Source organism: Methylocaldum sp., from assembly GCF_035627495.1.
In the GTDB taxonomy this organism is placed as follows: domain Bacteria; phylum Pseudomonadota; class Gammaproteobacteria; order Methylococcales; family Methylococcaceae; genus Methylocaldum.
Genome location: NZ_DASPLO010000057.1, coordinates 1 through 14,916, shown reverse-complemented (window position 1 = coordinate 14,916; position 14,916 = coordinate 1). Strand labels below are relative to the sequence as shown.

The following is a 14,916-nucleotide window of genomic DNA, read 5'->3' as shown; positions in this document are numbered from 1 at the left end:
AGGAGGTCTTGAATCCGTTCCCACTGATCGTCCCGTAAGCCATACCGTCGTACCATTCATCGACCTTCTTCTGAATTCACTCTCTCAATTGGATCGCTTTTGGTCGTCTTTGGCGACCCCTTAATTGAGGACACGCCCTAGGATCATGGCGGGAACAACGGAATTTAATCGGGCAAAAAAGAAGCGGCAGTGGAGAATGCCTCCTCTGCCGCTTTTTAAAATTAGGGAAGATTGGCCGTTATTGTTTCACCGCGTTGAGGTGAGTCATCGCTTCCTCGGCGGCTTTGCCGGCTATGTCGGCATGGCCCATTTTGCCGTGTTCGATGGCGCCGTCCAGGCTTTTGAGCGCCGCATCCAGATGTGGATTGGCTTTCTCTTTATTGGCCGCCGCCGCATGGGTTTTAGCGGCTTCCGCGTGCTCGGCCACACCTTTTGCATCGCCCTTCTTGCTGCTATCGACCGCGGCTTGGGTGTGCTTCATTGCTTCCGCTTTGTGGTCTTCGGCGGCAACGGCAGTCAAGCTTAGCGACAGGCTGAACAGGCCGGCGAGCAGCCCGGATAAGATTTTTCCACGCATAACCATTCCTCCATTAAAAAGTTGTTCTTCTTTAATGCCCCGAAACGGGGCGTGTTACCAATATCACGCCATTGATTTCAAGTCCATATTTTTCAATGAAGGGCTTGACGAGGTAGAGAGGTTTAGATAGGCGATCGATATTTAGACCGGGACACCATAATCGGCCTGGGAAGCAGTTGGAAACCTACTGCGCGAGCGTGATCCGGGGTGTGGGCGAGCGCCGCGGAGCGGTGAAACACAGGACGGGTTTCATCACTCCTCATGTACGCCGTGTACATTCCGGGCAAAACGGAGATTAATGGACAGGAATATCCGCCGCAGAATAAAAAAACGGCAGGCAAGTAGAACACCACTCTACCCGCCGTTTTATCGTAGCGACATGAAGTCTACTTCGCCATTTTAAGATGGGAAACCGCTTCCTCGGCGGCTTTCCCCGCCATATCGGGGTGGCCCATTTGGCTGTGCTGAACCGCGCTGTCCAGGCTTTTCATTGCAGCGGTCAGATGTTCGTTGGGGTTTTGCTGCATGGCGGCATCGACATGAGGCTTTGCGGCTTGCGCGTGTTCGCCCACGCCTGTGGCATCGCCTTTCTTGCCGCTGTCGGCGGCGGCTTGGGCGTGCTTCAACGCCTCCTTGACATGGTTTTCCATGCTGCCCGGTGTCGTTGTGCCCGCATCACCTTTTCTACCGGTCCCCGTCATGCCGGGACCTCCGGTACTCTCACCGGTGGTTCCGCGAACGCCTGTTCCACTTTGGCCGGTTTCGGTGCGCGACTGGGCATATTTTGCCGCGCCGTCCCCTGATTTTTCGGCCGCTAAGGCCTGATTCAGTGCTGGTACGGTCAAGCCCGCAAGCAGGCAAACTAGAATGTTACGGTACATATTGTTCCTCCATGAAAAATGCTCCGGACGACGACCAAGTCGCCGTATGAATAGAAATGGCGTGGTTTCCCGCTTATGCCATAGTGAGATACGGTTTTTAGATCGCCGGTCGGCAAGACTGGTTCCGTTGCCGCTTTTCCCTTGTGCGAACGGAAGGCCGCGATCGACTCAAACGACAATGCGCTCATTCAGTATCGCCGGATCCTGTGTCGGGTTCAGGCATCTCTTCCATTTCGAACGACTCCTCGGAACCGGGCGTTTCGGTCTCGGGAGGGCGGCGCTCGCTTGATCCGGGCATTTCATTTTCGATGCCTTGGCGTTGGCTCGATCCCGGCATGTCGCGCTCGGGATTTTTACGCTTGCCCGAAGACGTCCCTTGTTCGGTATTCCTGCGTTTGTCGGAGCCCGATGGGCCGTTTCCAGCATCTTCTCGCCCAGTCTGTTCTCTGACTATCTCGATAACATCGCCTTTGATTTTGCCGTGTTGAGCCTCGGCTTTAACGTACGCGGCGATTCCTTCGGATTTTTCCGCGGCAACGGCCGGATTCAGGCCGAGTAACGGGATAAATGCGCTTGCAAGTAAACCGGTTAGAATTTTTGAACACATGGCATGCCTCCTTTGCACCAAAGTTCATTCCACTGACCCGGTTTAACCGGGAAAGTCATAGTTAGCACAGGGTAGTTTCCCAGTCTCTAGGGACATTTACTGAGAATGGCGCGGTTTGTAGCCAGGCGATTCGGGGAAAGTTTCGGCGAGAAGTGCGAAAAATCTGCCGGTCTTTAACGTTTGACGCGGCTCTTCATCATGATGCAGGTGTTGACGAGATAGTTGAAGCCGTGGGAGGCCAGGAATGCCATTACTTTGGCATTCTCCGCTCCCGGTTGCAGCCACACGTTCTTCAGGCCCAAATCGAGACAGTGTTTCAGGACCGTCAAGGTAGCCGCGGGCGGTATGACGAAATTAACCAGAGTCGGCTTGCTGGGCAATCGGGCAAGATCCGGATAAGCGGGGTCGCCGTCCACCGTCGGGCGATTGAGATTAACCGGATAAACCCGGTATCCCTTGCGCTTTAAATCGTGGTAGACGGCGTGGCCGAACTTTCGTTTGTCGTCGGTCGCACCCACTACGGCGATGACGGTATCCGGTGCATCCAAAGTGTTCAGCAGATTATCGGCTGACAAAGCCATAGCCTCACTCTGAAAACTAGGAGATGCCGTGAAACTGTCGATGGATCGCAGTCGCTTCCGGGGCCGGCAAGCGCATGACCACGTCTACTTTCTCGCCGAACGACCGCGAGACGATTTCGCCGCCGGCTTTTTCCACCTGGTAAGTCAGCGGCTGAAGTTTTGGATAATCGATCGTCAGCCTGAGTTCGGCATACTCGACATAGGGCATCAGGGAGGCACTGTCCAAGGCCATTTTGGCCGTGCCGCCGTAGGCCCGTACCAGTCCGCCGGCGCCCAGCTTGATGCCGCCGAAGTAGCGCACGACCGCGACCAAGGCATTGATGACATCGAAGCCCGAAATGTGCGCGAGAATGGGTTTGCCGGCCGTGCCGCTGGGTTCTCCCGCATCGTTGAAGTGGGCGACGATGCCACTCCCGGTTTTGATCCGGTAGGCGAAGGCGAGATGGTGCGCGTTCGGATGTGCCGACGCGATTTCGGTTAACCGCAACCGTAGCTGCGACTCGTCGACACAGGGCAGGGCATAGCCGATGAAGCGCGAATGGTTGACGGTAAAGCTGACTTCCGATCCTTTTTCGATGAGATACATGGATGAGGAAAGGCTATAACTGTGAGTCTAAGAGTCGTATCGAAGACCTCATCATACCGTAACGGGCTTTGAAGAGAGATTCCCATGAAACCAGTGTTTCATCCAGCGCTGGTGAACGATGTATTCGGCGATCCGGCGGTTTATGTCGACTTTTTGTTCGAAAAGCGTGCCCTGTTGTTTGATCTGGGCGATCTACGGAATTTGGCCACACGGAAAATTCTGCGGCTCCGGGATGTGTTCGTTTCCCATGCTCATATGGACCACTTCTTCGGATTCGATTGGTTGCTACGCCTGTGCCTCGGGCGGGAAATCCGCATCCGATTGTTCGGACCTGCCGGTTTTCTAGCTCAGGTGGAAGCCAAGCTTGCGGGTTACACCTGGAATCTGGTGGAAAACTACGACACCGATTTTACTTTGGACGTGATCGAGATTTTGAGTGAAGCCGAAGCTTACAGTGCCCGCTTCCGCTGTCGGGCCGGATTTCGTCGCGAAAATGAGCGTAGTCTGGTTTTACGTGACGGAGTTTTGCTCGACGACGAAAATTTTACCGTCCGGTTTGGCCTGCTGGATCATAAGATTCCGTGCCTGGCTTTCGCCCTCCAAGAGAAGCAGCATGTCAACATCTGGAAGAACCGCCTGGACGAGCTGGATCTGGAGCCGGGGCCTTGGCTTCAGGTGTTTAAACGCGCTGTGCTCGACAGGCTGCCCGGCGATACGCTCATAACTGCTTTGCAAAGGGATGACCAAGGGCGGCGCAACGTTAGCTATCGCCTGGACGATTTGGCCGGAACCATCGCCCAAATCTCCACCGGACAGAAAATCGCCTATGTGACCGATGCCGTTTACCACGACGCTAACGCCGAGCGCATCGTTCAATTGGCCCATGGTGCCGATCAGTTTTTCATCGAGGCGGTGTTCGGCGATGAGCTTGTCGAGCGCGCGGCGCAAAAATATCACCTGACTGCCCGCCAAGCGGGAAGCCTGGCTCATCGAGCCGGCGTCAAATTCGCGGTGCCGTTTCACTTCTCACCGATTTACCATGACCGGGAGGACGAACTCAGGGAAGAGTTCGAACGGGCGTTTCGGGGCTATCCATATCGGACTTGGCGCTCCAAAAGAGCGAGCCCGTAAAACTCTAAGGCCGGCCTTGCTTCTAAGGGATATACCCGAAAGCTAGGAAGGGAGATATGGCAGTCAAACTCGCGGTCATCTACTACAGCGCCACCGGGACCACTTATCAATTGGCGCGCGGTGTCGAGGAAGGGGCTGGACAAGCGGGTGCGGAGGTACGTTTGCGCAAGGTGCAGGAACTCGCTCCCGAGGAAGCCGTTTCGTCCAATCAAGGATGGGCCGCGCACCGGCTAGAAACCCAAAACGTGGAAGAAGCGACCTTGGACGATCTGGTGTGGGCCGATGCGATCATTTTCGGCACGCCGACTCGTTATGGATTGCCCACGGCTCAACTCAAGCAGTTTATCGATAGGACAGGACCTTTGTGGGTCAAAGGGCAACTGGTCAACAAGATCGTCTCCTCGTTTACCAGTACCAGCACGCCTCACGGCGGGCAGGAAACGACGATAGTCGCCCTTAACAATACCTTCTATCACTGGGGCGCCATCATCGTCTCGCCGGGCTACGCCGATCCCATACAGTTCCAGGCCGGAAATCCTTATGGCGTATCGTTCACGAGCAACAATGGGCAGATCAAGCCGGACGATGTGGCAATGGCCGCGGCGAAATTTCAGGGCAAGCGCATGGTCGCGGTAACAGCGCAATTTCTCGCCGGTCAAAAGCTTTAAGCCGACCGGAGTCTTCTCGGGCGCTGCAAGTGTCCGGACGGCTCAAGCAGTTTGTTGGAGGAACCGCTATGGTGAGGCTTTACGACAAGGACACTGGCGCTTTTATCGGAGAAATCAACGACCAACAGCTTCAGCAGTTGATGGACGCATTGGAGGAAGAGAGCTCGATCGACAGGGATTACTACATCAATCATGCTCAGCTTGAGTTTTTTGAGGAACAGGGGCTCGATCAAACGTTAATCAGTCTGCTGCGGGCTGCTTTGGGTAGCAGGGAAGGCATGGAGATCGTTTGGGGGATATCGTAAATCGAGGGGTTGCCTGGGTATCTCGCAAGCCGTTGCCGATACGGCTGCGATTGCCGCGGTGACCCGTGAGCTTTTCAAATCCTGCGACTAACGTTCCAGTTCCAAGGAGGCATTATGCAAAGCAAAGTCAAAATTCTCGGACACCCGGCCCATCCGATACTGATCGTATTTCCCCTCGGGCTACTGTCCACAGGCGTAGTCTTCGACATCATTTATCTGATGACAGACTCTCCAAATTTCGTGACAGTTTCCTACTGGATGATTGCGGCGGGAATCATAGGCGGGCTCGTGGCTGCGCCGTTCGGCTTGATCGACTGGTTGGCCATCCCGCGTAACACCCGCGCCAAATATATCGGACTAATGCACGGCGCCGGTAATGTGGTGGTGCTGCTGCTGTTTATAGGTAGCTGGTGGCTCCGGCGGAATATCGATTTTCCCGGAGCGTGGGCTTTTGTTCTGTCGTTTGCCGGTCTCGCATTGGTGCTGTTTACCGGTTGGCTCGGTGGCGAATTGGTAGACCGGCTAGGTGTCGGCGTGGATGATGACGCCGATCTGAATGCGCCGAGCTCTCTGTCCAAAACGCACTGAACAGATGCGGCTGGGCGAATCTCAATGCCGGCCCAGTCGCTTGTCCAGACTCAGATCGCCGGGGCCATGGGCAAAAATGACCATGAATCCCCCGGCGATCGCGACGTTCTTCAAAAACATGATGGTTTGCACCTTGTCGTCAAAATTAAGGTGAAAGAGCAAAGCCGCCGCGATGGAAAAACCGGCGAGCGCCAGGGCAAACCACCGGGTGTGCCAGCCGATCATAACGGCTATCGCTCCTCCGATTTCCAATGCGATAACCAGCGGCAACAGCATGCCCGGCACGCCCATCGATTCCATATAGGTTTGGGTTCCGGCAAATCCGCCGATTTTATTGAAGCCCGACAACAGAAAAATGATAGACATGAAAATCCGTCCGACAAGCTCGGCATAATGGGGCATGTTCGCGGTCATGTTGCTTCCTTTGAATCAATGCGTACGCTGCCAGATAAGCTCTCCGTTCCGATATACCACTTTGATGCGGTGTAATGGAATAGTGTGCATCTCGCCTTCGGGGTCGGCGAGTTCGAATACTCCGGGGCGATCCGCGGGAAAGCCGATTCTTTTTAGCGTCGTCACGACGATCGTTTTCTCGACGCGGTCGTAATAGCCGATAGAGAATTCGGCCCGGCCGAATTCTTCATCCCAGCGTATGCGGTTGAGCAGATCTTGGATAGGGAGCATCGTCGTTGTCCGCCGTTCTGATTGCTTTTTAGACAGGCACTTGGCCTTTCGGCGCCATATAAGGCGGGCAGAACTCTCGCGGCCGATTAAAATTAAACCTGTGGCAATCGATTTAAATGAGTAATTCCATGCAGAAAGCCTTGGCTGAGGCGCTGGATCAGGCGCCGATAGGCGTTGCGATCATGCGGGATCGGCGAGTTCTTTGGGTGAACGAGCGCCTAGCTCGATGGTTCGACACGGCGAAGGACCAGCTTGTGGGGTTGGTTCCGGAAACCGCGGAGAACATCGGGCTGGCTGCCCTGTTCGCTGAAGACGATACGCTGTGCATCACGCGTTGCGGCGAACAGTCCTGGCTGCGGCGCGAGCGCACTGCGCTCGCCGACGGCATGGATGCGCATTTTTTCGAAGATGTGACCGAACGGGTGCGGATCGAGCAGGATCGTAGCCATCTTCAAGAATTGGTGGCCACCCTGCACACCAAAGACCCGGACACGGGGCTCTTGAACCGGAACGCCATTCTCCAGGCCTTGGAAGGCCACGTGAGCCGCAGTCGGCGCTACGGCAATGCGTTGTCGGTGATTCGCGTCACGCTGGAATCCCCTAAAGGTGCAGCGGTGCCGGAATCCACGTTGCGCGAAATCGCTCAAGAATTTAACGCGCAGCTGCGGTGGTCGGACCAAATCGGCCGCCTCGACGCGACGACGTTCCTGCTGATTCTTCCCGAGACCGTCCGGACCGATGCGGAAGTGCTTGCCACCAAGCTCGGGGGGGAGCGGGTGGCAGTGGCCGACGCGGAAATCTGGCGGATTGATTCCACGGTTGCCTCCTGGCAAAAGGGCGACGATGTGCGGAAACTCTTGCAGCGTCTTTATCCGGATATGAACGGACCGAGATTACCGTGACGGCGAGCACCCTGCGAGCGATAACGCTGGGAAGTCCCGGCGAGGACATCGGCCGGAAGGATTTGGCCGCGATCGTCCGGCGCTTCCAAAACCTGCACCGGCTTCAGCTGCAGCGTATTCAGGAGCATCAGACGCCGCGCCAGCGGGATTTTCTCGATTTGCTGCCGCTTCTGTTTCATTGCAATCACCCGATGCTGCCCGGTTATGTCTCCTCCGAGACCCCAGCGGGCATCCCCGATTATTTGCCCAGCCGCCGAGCGCTGCTCGCCGTCAAGCGCTTGACGAAGAGTTTCGAATACAAGCGGCGCGCGCTGACCGAATACCCGATTCATGCCGTTTACCTGATGGGTAGCGTCGGCAGCGTCGCCTATTCCAGGAAGAGCGATCTCGACATCTGGTTGTGTTGCTCGGGGGCGCTGGACGAGATCCAACTGGACGAATTGCGCCGCAAGGCGGCTGGCGTGGAGAAATGGGCTCAATCCCTGGGATTGGAGGCTCATATCTTCTTCATCGATACGGACCGCTTCCGCCTTGGGATCGGCACGCCCATTTCGTCGGAAAGCTGCGGTAGCGTCCAGCACCATCTGTTGCTAGAGGAGTTCTACCGCACCAGCGTCTGGCTGGCTGGCCGCGCCATGGCCTGGTGGCTGGTGCCGCCGGACCAGGAGGACCGGTACGGCGAATATCTGAATCACCTGAGAGAGAAGCGTTTTGTCAACGAAAACGATCTCATCGATTTCGGGGGGCTTGAGTATATTCCGCTCGACGAATTTCTCGGTGGCACCCTTTGGCACTTGCACAAGGCGATCGACGCACCTCACAAGTCGTTGCTCAAACTATTCCTGATGGAGAGCTACGCCAGCCAGTATCCCCGCATCCGGTGGCTCTGCACCCGGTTGAAAGCCGCCGTGTACGAAGGCAATCTGGATGCCGGCGAGCTCGACCCCTATATCCTCATGTACCGTGACGTGGAGCAGTATCTGTCGGAACGGGGCGAGAGCGAGCGGCTGGAACTGGTGCGGCAATGCTTTTACCTCAAGCTCACCGAGCTGGCGAGGTTCAGGGGGGCAGCGGAAGCCGAGAAACGCCGGCGGCAGGACATTTTGCAGGCGATGATTCACGCCTGGGGATGGCCGTCTCAGCGTATCCGGGAACTGGACGAGCGGCGCCACTGGAAGGTGATCAAAGCTCTACGGGGGCAAAAGGTCATCGGCCGGGAATTGACCCGAAGCTATCATGCCGTGAGGCAATTCGCGCTGGAGCACGCCAAGATCGGCGGCCCGGCCGGAGAAGAAATCAAGCTGTTGGGGCGAAGACTCTCCGCGGCCTTGGAGCTTAAACCCGGCAAGGTGGAAAAGCTGAGCCTCGACAGCAGCGACCGTATCGAGCCGGAAGATTTTTCCGTGCACGAAATGCGATTGGCCGACGGCGAAATGGGATGGATTTTGTACCCGGGACGGGTCGGACCTGCCGATGCGGAAAAGGCGCAGTATCTGAAGAAGGCTCGCAGCTTGATCGAGCTTCTGGCATGGCTGTCGCTCAACGGCCTTTACGATCGGAGTGCGAACCTGTTCCTGGAAACCGTCGAAAGCGCGTTAACGCCTTTGGAACTCAAGAACAGCTTTCATGCGCTGAACGGCTTTCTCGCGTCACACCACAGCGAGCCGGAACATCTGGACGACTACGGCCGGATGCCCCGCGTGATTGCCGCGGCGTTGTTCGTCAACCTAGGCGTCGATGTCGATGCCGACCGCCGCGACGGCTTCAGACTGGCCAGCAGTCGTCATGATGCGCTGAGCTATGGCCACGAGCGGACCAACCTGGTCCATCAAGTCGACGCCATCGTTCTGACATCATGGCGGGAAACGCTGGTTCAGCGTTACCAGGGCCTGACCGGGTTCCTCGATTGCCTGGCGGACCTCATCAACGAATCGTTCTCCGAGGAATCGCGCGTCGAATGTTTCTGCTTCGTTGCCGGACGCGCCCGGACCATTGCCCTGAGAGTTAAAGAGCTTTATCAGGATTTGAGAGCCGCGTTCTTGGGTTCGGACAAATCGTTTCGCTATATCTTGCGGGGCGGCCAGGAGTTTTACCTGTTCGATAAACAAGGCACCGGCGTCCGTTTCTGGGGCGTGCCCGACGTGGATAGCCTGTATGCCGAGTTATCCGCTCCCCGACCCATGTTTTCTCCGGTGATTTTCGACCGCGCGGCTCTGGACAACGATCCCCTGCCTTTTATCTGCCAATATAATCGGCCGGGGGTCATTCAAGTCTTTTGCCAGCCGGAATCCGGGCAGGTGAGGGTTTACATTCTGGACGAGCGGGGTTCGCTGTTCTACCGGATCCATGAACCGGTCGGGCCTCAACTCTTGCTGGGGCCCTATGTTTCGTTTCTCAACGCCATTCTGCAACGTTACGTGCTCGCCGCCGGCGGGCTCGAATACCACCTGGTGGAGCACCACGCTTCCGGCGGCTACAGCGTGAAATCCGCCGGTTTCCAGCCCAACCCCGTCAGCCGGATGCTCGAGATTCGGGTATTCGCCCAGGAAACGGCGTCCGGCCGCGCGGCCTATACCATTTTCTGCAACGACTCGGAATTCTCTTCCATGGATGCTGGGCAGGACGTGTTTTCCATGGCGGCGGCCCATATCATGCGTCTCCGCCAGAGCGGGGAGCGCTATCCAATCTACATCACCGATATCGACGTGCCGCTTTCCCTTTTGGGGGTGGATACGCCGGAAGCGCTTCAAACGATTCACTTCCTGAACTTCAAGCGGAAAATCGAAGAGCGGTTGAACGCTTAGAGCGGTTTTCAAGTCACTGTAAGGCATAGCCGGCGCGAGCCAGACGGCCGAACTCGTGGGTTTCAATAAACACGAATTCAAAAGCAAGACTCGGAGTGCGGGGGTCTAAAGCTGCTGATAGATTACGTTCAACCTTAGAATCCTTGAAAGAAACGACTATGAACGTATCAGTGAAAAACGCGCAACTCGCCGCCGCCACGGAAAAAGACCCCCGTTGGGCCGCCATCGTGGCCCGCGATCCCGAGGCGGACGGTACCTTCTACTACTCAGTCAAGACCACCGGCGTATACTGCCGTCCCTCGTGCGCGGCTCGCCCGGCGCGGCCGGAGCACGTTCGGTTTCACGCGACGCGCGAGGACGCCGAACGGGCCGGGTTCCGCCCCTGCCAGCGTTGCAGGCCCAACCAGCCCACGCTGGCTGAACAGCGCGTTGCGAAGATTACGGAAGCCTGCCGGCTCATCGAGGATTCGGAGATTGTGCCGAGTCTCGAAGAGTTGGCGAAACACGCGGGGATGAGCATTTATCACTTCCACCGCGTGTTCAAGGCGATCACGGGACTCACGCCGAAAGAATACGCGGCGGCGCATCGCGCGAAGCGCGTACGGACTGAGCTCGGCCGGAGCGGCACGGTGACGGAAGCCATTTTCGAGGCCGGGTACAACTCGAACGCGCGCTTCTACGAAACATCGGATCAGGTATTGGGCATGACGCCCTCGAATTACCGCGCCGGCGGCGCGAACATGGAAATCCGTTTCGCCGTGGGCGAGTGCTCCCTCGGCTCCATTCTCATCGCCCGGAGCGAACGAGGCGTTTGCGCGATTCTCCTGGGCGATGACCCGGACGCGTTGGCGCGCGACCTCCAAGACCAATTCCCGCGCGCCAACTTGATCGGCGGCGATGCCGGGTTCGAACAACTCGTGGCGAATGTCGTGGGTTTCGTTGAAGCCCCGGCCTTGGGGCTCGATTTGCCGCTCGATGTCCGGGGCACGGCGTTCCAGCAGAGAGTCTGGCAGGCGTTGCGGGAAATCCCGGCCGGCTCGACGGTAAGTTATACCGAGATTGCCCGGCGTATCGGCGCGCCGAGTGCGGTCAGGGCGGTGGCCCAGGCGTGTGCCGCGAACGCCCTGGCGGTGGCGATCCCCTGCCATCGCGTCGTGCGAAATGACGGTGCGCTGTCGGGCTATCGCTGGGGCGTCGAGCGTAAGCGCGCGCTGCTCGACCGGGAGGCGCAGGCATGAACGTGCGAGCCAGGACCGCAATGGTCATCGCCTCGGTGGAGGATGTGGCGGAGCGGGTGAGGGTGCTCGATTGGGAGCGCGTTGCGCAAGACCTCGATGCGCAGGGATGCGCGATGGTCGAAAGTCTTCTCACCCCGGAAGAGTGCGGCGCGCTGGCCGGGCTGTACCCGGAAGACGGCCTTTTCCGCAGCCGAGTAGTGATGGAACGGCATGGTTTCGGGCGCGGAGAGTACAAATATTTCAGCTATCCGCTGCCCGAGATCATCGCCGGCCTCCGGACGGCCATCTACCCGCGTCTAGCACCGATCGCCAATCGCTGGAATGCCGCCATGGGCATAGCCGTTCGCTATCCGGAGGAGCACGCGGACTTCATCGCGCGTTGCCATGAGGCGGGGCAGCTCAGGCCGACCCCGTTGCTGCTACAGTACGAAGCGGGCGATTACAACTGCTTGCACCAGGACCTCTACGGCGAGCATGTTTTTCCGCTCCAGGTCGCGATCCTGCTGTCCGAACCCGGGAGAGACTTCACCGGCGGCGAATTCGTACTTACCGAACAGCGCCCGCGCATGCAGTCGCGGCCGGAAGTCGTGCCGCTCCGGCAAGGCGACGCCGTTATTTTCGCCGTCCATCACCGTCCGGTGCAGGGCACCCGCGGTGTCTACCGCGTCAATCTCCGGCACGGCGTCAGCCGCGTCCGCTCGGGGTATCGTCACACGCTCGGCATCATTTTCCATGACGCACTGTGAGCACGATTGAATGACGATGAGTGGATTCTGCGGTAGCTCTCACCGGGTCCATCAGCGCCTGCGAACAATCTGGTAGGGCGTCCGATATACCAGATAGGAGTGCTCCAGATATGCACCAGACGGCTGAAGGGAAAGACCGGAAAAAGGGCATCCCTAAAAACAGGTGCAGTGTGAAAATCCAGTGGACGTTAGCCACGAGTTCTGCGGCGCCTTGATTCCGCCCTTGGCAATCCATAATGGAAGACGATGGACAAGAATATTCCGATTAGCTTAAATCGAGGAAGCTGCGGAGTGACTCCGAATGCGAGGGGTGACGAAGCTTGCGTAATGCTTTCACCTCGATCTGCCGGACGCGCTCGCGGGTGACCGCAAACCGTTTACCGATTTCCTCAAGGGTGTGGTCGGTGTTTATGTCGATGCCGAAACGCATGCGCAAGATCTCGGCTTCCCGTTCGGATAGACCGGCCAGCGCTTTCCGGGTTATCTCGCGCAAATCCGAAACCGTCGCCGACTCGCCAGGCGACATGGCCTGCGGATCCTCGATCAAGTCGCCGAGATGCGAATCCTCATCGTCGCCGATGGGCGTTGCCATCGAAACGGGCTCTTTGGTGATTTTGAGTATCTGACGCACCTTGTCCTCGGACATGCCCGTGCGAACGGCCAGCTCCTTCGGCGTGGGATCACGTCCCATCTCTTGTAGCATCTGGCGCGAGATCCGGTTCAATTTGCTAATCATGTCGATCATATGCACCGGAATGCGAATGGTGCGCCCTTGATCTGCGATGGCACGGGTGATCGCCTGACGAATCCACCAAGTGGCATAGGTGGAAAACTTGTAACCACGGCGGTACTCAAACTTATCCACCGCCCTCATCAACCCGATATTGCCTTCCTGGATCAGGTCAGGAAACGGTAGACCCCGATGGGTGTATTTCCGTGCCATGGAAATCACTAGCCGCAGGTTCGCCTCGATCATCTCCTTTTTCGCCAGGTGCGCCTGATTTTCTCCGAAAGAGACCCGCTTGTTGATCTCCTTGATAGCGCTGATCGAGAGCCGATTGTTCTGCTCGATTTGGGCCAGTTCGTCTTGCGCTCGTTTGATTTCCTCGACGAATGCCGACAGCGTCTCCGCAAAAGGTGCGCCGGTTTCCAATCTCTGTTGCAGCCAATCGGGATTGCTCTCGTTCCCGATGAAGGAAGCCATAAATTCCGCTCGCGGCATTTTCGCCTGGTGCACGCAAAGTTCCTGAATGATCTTTTCCTGCTCGCGTATTTTGGCGACGGTGGCATGTAACACATCCGTCAGTTCCTTAAAAAACCGTGGAGTTTTCTTGAATTCCAGGAAACTCTCCGCCAGGGCGTCGAAAGCCTTTTGCGTGCGTTCATGGTGATAGCCCTGTTTTTGCTGCATGCTGAGAGCTGTCTTGTAACGCCTCGTGAATTCTTTCAGTTTCTCCTTCACCAAGCCCGGATTCGGACCGCTTTCAGTTTCCTCAAGTAGGTCGGCATCCGATTCGGCGTCAAGTAAGACGTCTTCGGGCTGCTGCGCCGGATTGACAAAACCTGAAATCGGGTCGGATAGACGTGCGTCTCCCCGCCCGATGGTCTCAAAGGCTTTGAGAAAGGTATCCACGGCGGCCGGGAAACGCACCAATGCGTGCGCCGCTTGGTCGAGTCCTTTCTCGATCCGCTTGGCGATACTCAATTCCTCTTCGCGGGTAAGCAATTCCACGGCTCCCATTTCGCGCATATACAGGCGCACCGGGTCGGTCGTTCGCTCCAGTCCGGCATCGGCCGACGACACCAGTGCTGCGGCGACTTCCGCCGAATCTTCTTCGTCCTCGACGGCAACCGCCGGCTCGGACATCAGATCGGTATCGGGCGCCTCTTCGTACACCTCGATCCCCACATCCTCGATCATGCCGATGATGTCTTCCATCTGCTCGGGATCGACGATATTGCCGGGCAGATGATCGTTGACCTCCGAGTAAGTGAGATAGCCCCGCATTTTGCCCTTGGCGATAAGCTCTTTGAACTGGGATTGCTGCTGTTCCAGATTCATTAATTGATTCATGTCTGTGTTGCAAAATTTAACTTGATCTATTCATGGAAACCATTATGAAAAAACCAACAGATATCGGTCGCTTTGCGACCGGCACTTCTCGTCGCTGATGCTGGCTTAACGTATTTCTTTAGGCTTCGCTTTTTGCTGTCGCTTAGGGAGATAACAAGGAATAAACGACAGGGCGATAGCGCCGTTAGCGAACCAAACGGGGCCGACCGAAGCCGCCGAAGACAAAATCTTACCTATCCTGCTTTTCAGGGAGGCCTGGAGGTCTCATCAGACTGAACACAGAACGCCGAGAATGTTCGGAAGAAGACTATTTTTGTAAAGGTTTTATTGGTTTTTCAATACCATAGACTTAACCATGGCGCTTGAGTTCCCTCGAGCGGCACTGCATCAGGCTCAGCTTTGTGACTAGAGCATTTTCATATCTAGTGAAAGGAAACCAAGGGATCGGGAAGCGGTCTGATGAGTATTTGCGAAATGAGGAGCGGTGATGGCGAAAGCCTATTCGATCGATCTCCGGGAGCGCGTGATCGGCGCCTGTGATGAG

At 57.0% G+C, this 14,916-nt stretch carries 18 protein-coding genes; 8 read left to right on the top strand and 10 right to left on the bottom strand.

The window, feature by feature from the left end; all coding sequences use genetic code 11:
• Positions 1 to 238 precede the first annotated feature (238 nt).
• The 5 genes from smbP (VEB01_RS04635) to VEB01_RS04615 all read right to left on the bottom strand — a co-directional run bounded on the left by smbP (VEB01_RS04635) (position 239) and on the right by VEB01_RS04615 (position 3,232).
• Complete coding sequence (gene smbP, locus VEB01_RS04635; protein WP_324873231.1) at positions 239 to 577, bottom strand: small metal-binding protein SmbP; 339 nt, start codon at positions 575 to 577, stop codon at positions 239 to 241.
• 386 nt (positions 578 to 963) lie between these two features.
• The gene (gene smbP, locus VEB01_RS04630) at positions 964 to 1,458 is read right to left on the bottom strand and encodes a small metal-binding protein SmbP (protein WP_324873229.1); all 495 of its coding nucleotides are present in this window, start codon (positions 1,456 to 1,458) and stop codon (positions 964 to 966) included.
• Between the two features lie 184 nt (positions 1,459 to 1,642).
• A complete protein-coding gene (locus tag VEB01_RS04625; protein WP_324873228.1) occupies positions 1,643 to 2,065 on the bottom strand; it encodes a hypothetical protein in 423 nt (140 codons plus the stop codon).
• Between the two features lie 173 nt (positions 2,066 to 2,238).
• Positions 2,239 to 2,646: a CoA-binding protein gene (locus tag VEB01_RS04620; protein WP_324873226.1), complete on the bottom strand. Its 408-nt coding sequence runs from the start codon at positions 2,644 to 2,646 to the stop codon at positions 2,239 to 2,241.
• A 16-nt stretch (positions 2,647 to 2,662) separates the two neighbouring features.
• Complete coding sequence (locus tag VEB01_RS04615; RefSeq protein ID WP_324873224.1) at positions 2,663 to 3,232, bottom strand: IMPACT family protein; 570 nt, start codon at positions 3,230 to 3,232, stop codon at positions 2,663 to 2,665.
• Between the two features lie 84 nt (positions 3,233 to 3,316).
• Here VEB01_RS04615 and VEB01_RS04610 point away from each other — a divergent pair, with 84 nt between their 5' ends.
• From VEB01_RS04610 to VEB01_RS04595, 4 genes are all read left to right on the top strand, one after another.
• Positions 3,317 to 4,363 carry a ribonuclease Z gene (locus tag VEB01_RS04610; RefSeq protein WP_324873222.1) on the top strand — a complete coding sequence of 349 codons (1,047 nt, stop codon included), beginning with the start codon at positions 3,317 to 3,319 and terminating at the stop codon, positions 4,361 to 4,363.
• Between the two features lie 56 nt (positions 4,364 to 4,419).
• Positions 4,420 to 5,031 carry an NAD(P)H:quinone oxidoreductase gene (wrbA, locus tag VEB01_RS04605; RefSeq protein WP_324873220.1) on the top strand — a complete coding sequence of 204 codons (612 nt, stop codon included), beginning with the start codon at positions 4,420 to 4,422 and terminating at the stop codon, positions 5,029 to 5,031.
• Between the two features lie 68 nt (positions 5,032 to 5,099).
• Complete coding sequence (locus VEB01_RS04600; RefSeq protein WP_324873218.1) at positions 5,100 to 5,336, top strand: hypothetical protein; 237 nt, start codon at positions 5,100 to 5,102, stop codon at positions 5,334 to 5,336.
• Between the two features lie 114 nt (positions 5,337 to 5,450).
• Complete coding sequence (locus VEB01_RS04595) at positions 5,451 to 5,924, top strand: DUF2231 domain-containing protein (RefSeq protein ID WP_324873216.1); 474 nt, start codon at positions 5,451 to 5,453, stop codon at positions 5,922 to 5,924.
• Between the two features lie 21 nt (positions 5,925 to 5,945).
• Here VEB01_RS04595 and VEB01_RS04590 read toward each other — a convergent pair whose 3' ends face one another.
• Positions 5,946 to 6,338, bottom strand: a complete 393-nt coding sequence (locus VEB01_RS04590; protein WP_324873214.1) for a DoxX family protein — start codon at positions 6,336 to 6,338, stop codon at positions 5,946 to 5,948.
• Between the two features lie 15 nt (positions 6,339 to 6,353).
• A complete protein-coding gene (locus VEB01_RS04585) occupies positions 6,354 to 6,608 on the bottom strand; it encodes a DUF504 domain-containing protein (RefSeq protein WP_324873212.1) in 255 nt (84 codons plus the stop codon).
• A gap of 128 nt (positions 6,609 to 6,736) precedes the next feature.
• Between VEB01_RS04585 and VEB01_RS04580 the strand changes: the two genes are divergently transcribed.
• From VEB01_RS04580 to VEB01_RS04565, 4 genes are all read left to right on the top strand, one after another.
• On the top strand, positions 6,737 to 7,510 hold the full coding sequence (locus VEB01_RS04580) for a GGDEF domain-containing protein (RefSeq protein WP_324873211.1): 774 nt from the start codon (positions 6,737 to 6,739) through the stop codon (positions 7,508 to 7,510).
• Entirely contained in the window at positions 7,507 to 10,314 is a 2,808-nt protein-coding gene (locus VEB01_RS04575) for a class I adenylate cyclase (RefSeq protein ID WP_324873209.1), read from the top strand. The genes VEB01_RS04580 and VEB01_RS04575 overlap by 4 nt, the downstream gene beginning before the upstream one ends.
• 158 nt (positions 10,315 to 10,472) lie before the next feature.
• The gene (gene ada, locus VEB01_RS04570) at positions 10,473 to 11,552 is read left to right on the top strand and encodes a bifunctional DNA-binding transcriptional regulator/O6-methylguanine-DNA methyltransferase Ada (protein WP_324873207.1); all 1,080 of its coding nucleotides are present in this window, start codon (positions 10,473 to 10,475) and stop codon (positions 11,550 to 11,552) included.
• Positions 11,549 to 12,298, top strand: coding sequence for a 2OG-Fe(II) oxygenase (locus tag VEB01_RS04565; RefSeq protein ID WP_324873206.1), 750 nt, complete (start codon positions 11,549 to 11,551; stop codon positions 12,296 to 12,298). Before ada ends, VEB01_RS04565 begins: the two co-directional genes overlap by 4 nt.
• Here VEB01_RS04565 and VEB01_RS04560 read toward each other — a convergent pair.
• From VEB01_RS04560 to VEB01_RS04550, 3 genes are all read right to left on the bottom strand, one after another.
• The gene (locus VEB01_RS04560; protein ID WP_324873233.1) at positions 12,262 to 12,417 is read right to left on the bottom strand and encodes a hypothetical protein; all 156 of its coding nucleotides are present in this window, start codon (positions 12,415 to 12,417) and stop codon (positions 12,262 to 12,264) included. The genes VEB01_RS04565 and VEB01_RS04560 overlap by 37 nt on opposite strands.
• 146 nt (positions 12,418 to 12,563) lie before the next feature.
• Positions 12,564 to 14,360: an RNA polymerase sigma factor RpoD gene (rpoD, locus tag VEB01_RS04555; protein ID WP_414675408.1), complete on the bottom strand. Its 1,797-nt coding sequence runs from the start codon at positions 14,358 to 14,360 to the stop codon at positions 12,564 to 12,566.
• 361 nt (positions 14,361 to 14,721) lie between these two features.
• Positions 14,722 to 14,916 (bottom strand): hypothetical protein (locus tag VEB01_RS04550; protein ID WP_324873202.1); only part of this gene is annotated, 195 nt, incomplete at its 5' end.

What these genes read in the sequence shown, in the direction of transcription:
- wrbA (WP_324873220.1), top strand. Translation starts at nt 4,420, where the DNA reads ATGGCAGTCAAACTCGCGGTCATCTACTACAGCGCCACCGGGACCACT.
- rpoD (WP_414675408.1), bottom strand. Translation starts at nt 14,360, where the DNA reads ATGAATCTGGAACAGCAGCAATCCCAGTTCAAAGAGCTTATCGCCAAG.
- smbP (WP_324873229.1), bottom strand. Translation starts at nt 1,458, where the DNA reads ATGTACCGTAACATTCTAGTTTGCCTGCTTGCGGGCTTGACCGTACCA.
- VEB01_RS04610 (WP_324873222.1), top strand. Translation starts at nt 3,317, where the DNA reads ATGAAACCAGTGTTTCATCCAGCGCTGGTGAACGATGTATTCGGCGAT.
- ada (WP_324873207.1), top strand. Translation starts at nt 10,473, where the DNA reads ATGAACGTATCAGTGAAAAACGCGCAACTCGCCGCCGCCACGGAAAAA.
- VEB01_RS04600 (WP_324873218.1), top strand. Translation starts at nt 5,100, where the DNA reads ATGGTGAGGCTTTACGACAAGGACACTGGCGCTTTTATCGGAGAAATC.
- VEB01_RS04625 (WP_324873228.1), bottom strand. Translation starts at nt 2,065, where the DNA reads ATGTGTTCAAAAATTCTAACCGGTTTACTTGCAAGCGCATTTATCCCG.
- VEB01_RS04565 (WP_324873206.1), top strand. Translation starts at nt 11,549, where the DNA reads ATGAACGTGCGAGCCAGGACCGCAATGGTCATCGCCTCGGTGGAGGAT.
- VEB01_RS04590 (WP_324873214.1), bottom strand. Translation starts at nt 6,338, where the DNA reads ATGACCGCGAACATGCCCCATTATGCCGAGCTTGTCGGACGGATTTTC.
- VEB01_RS04580 (WP_324873211.1), top strand. Translation starts at nt 6,737, where the DNA reads ATGCAGAAAGCCTTGGCTGAGGCGCTGGATCAGGCGCCGATAGGCGTT.
- smbP (WP_324873231.1), bottom strand. Translation starts at nt 577, where the DNA reads ATGCGTGGAAAAATCTTATCCGGGCTGCTCGCCGGCCTGTTCAGCCTG.
- VEB01_RS04615 (WP_324873224.1), bottom strand. Translation starts at nt 3,232, where the DNA reads ATGTATCTCATCGAAAAAGGATCGGAAGTCAGCTTTACCGTCAACCAT.
- VEB01_RS04620 (WP_324873226.1), bottom strand. Translation starts at nt 2,646, where the DNA reads ATGGCTTTGTCAGCCGATAATCTGCTGAACACTTTGGATGCACCGGAT.
- VEB01_RS04585 (WP_324873212.1), bottom strand. Translation starts at nt 6,608, where the DNA reads ATGCTCCCTATCCAAGATCTGCTCAACCGCATACGCTGGGATGAAGAA.
- VEB01_RS04595 (WP_324873216.1), top strand. Translation starts at nt 5,451, where the DNA reads ATGCAAAGCAAAGTCAAAATTCTCGGACACCCGGCCCATCCGATACTG.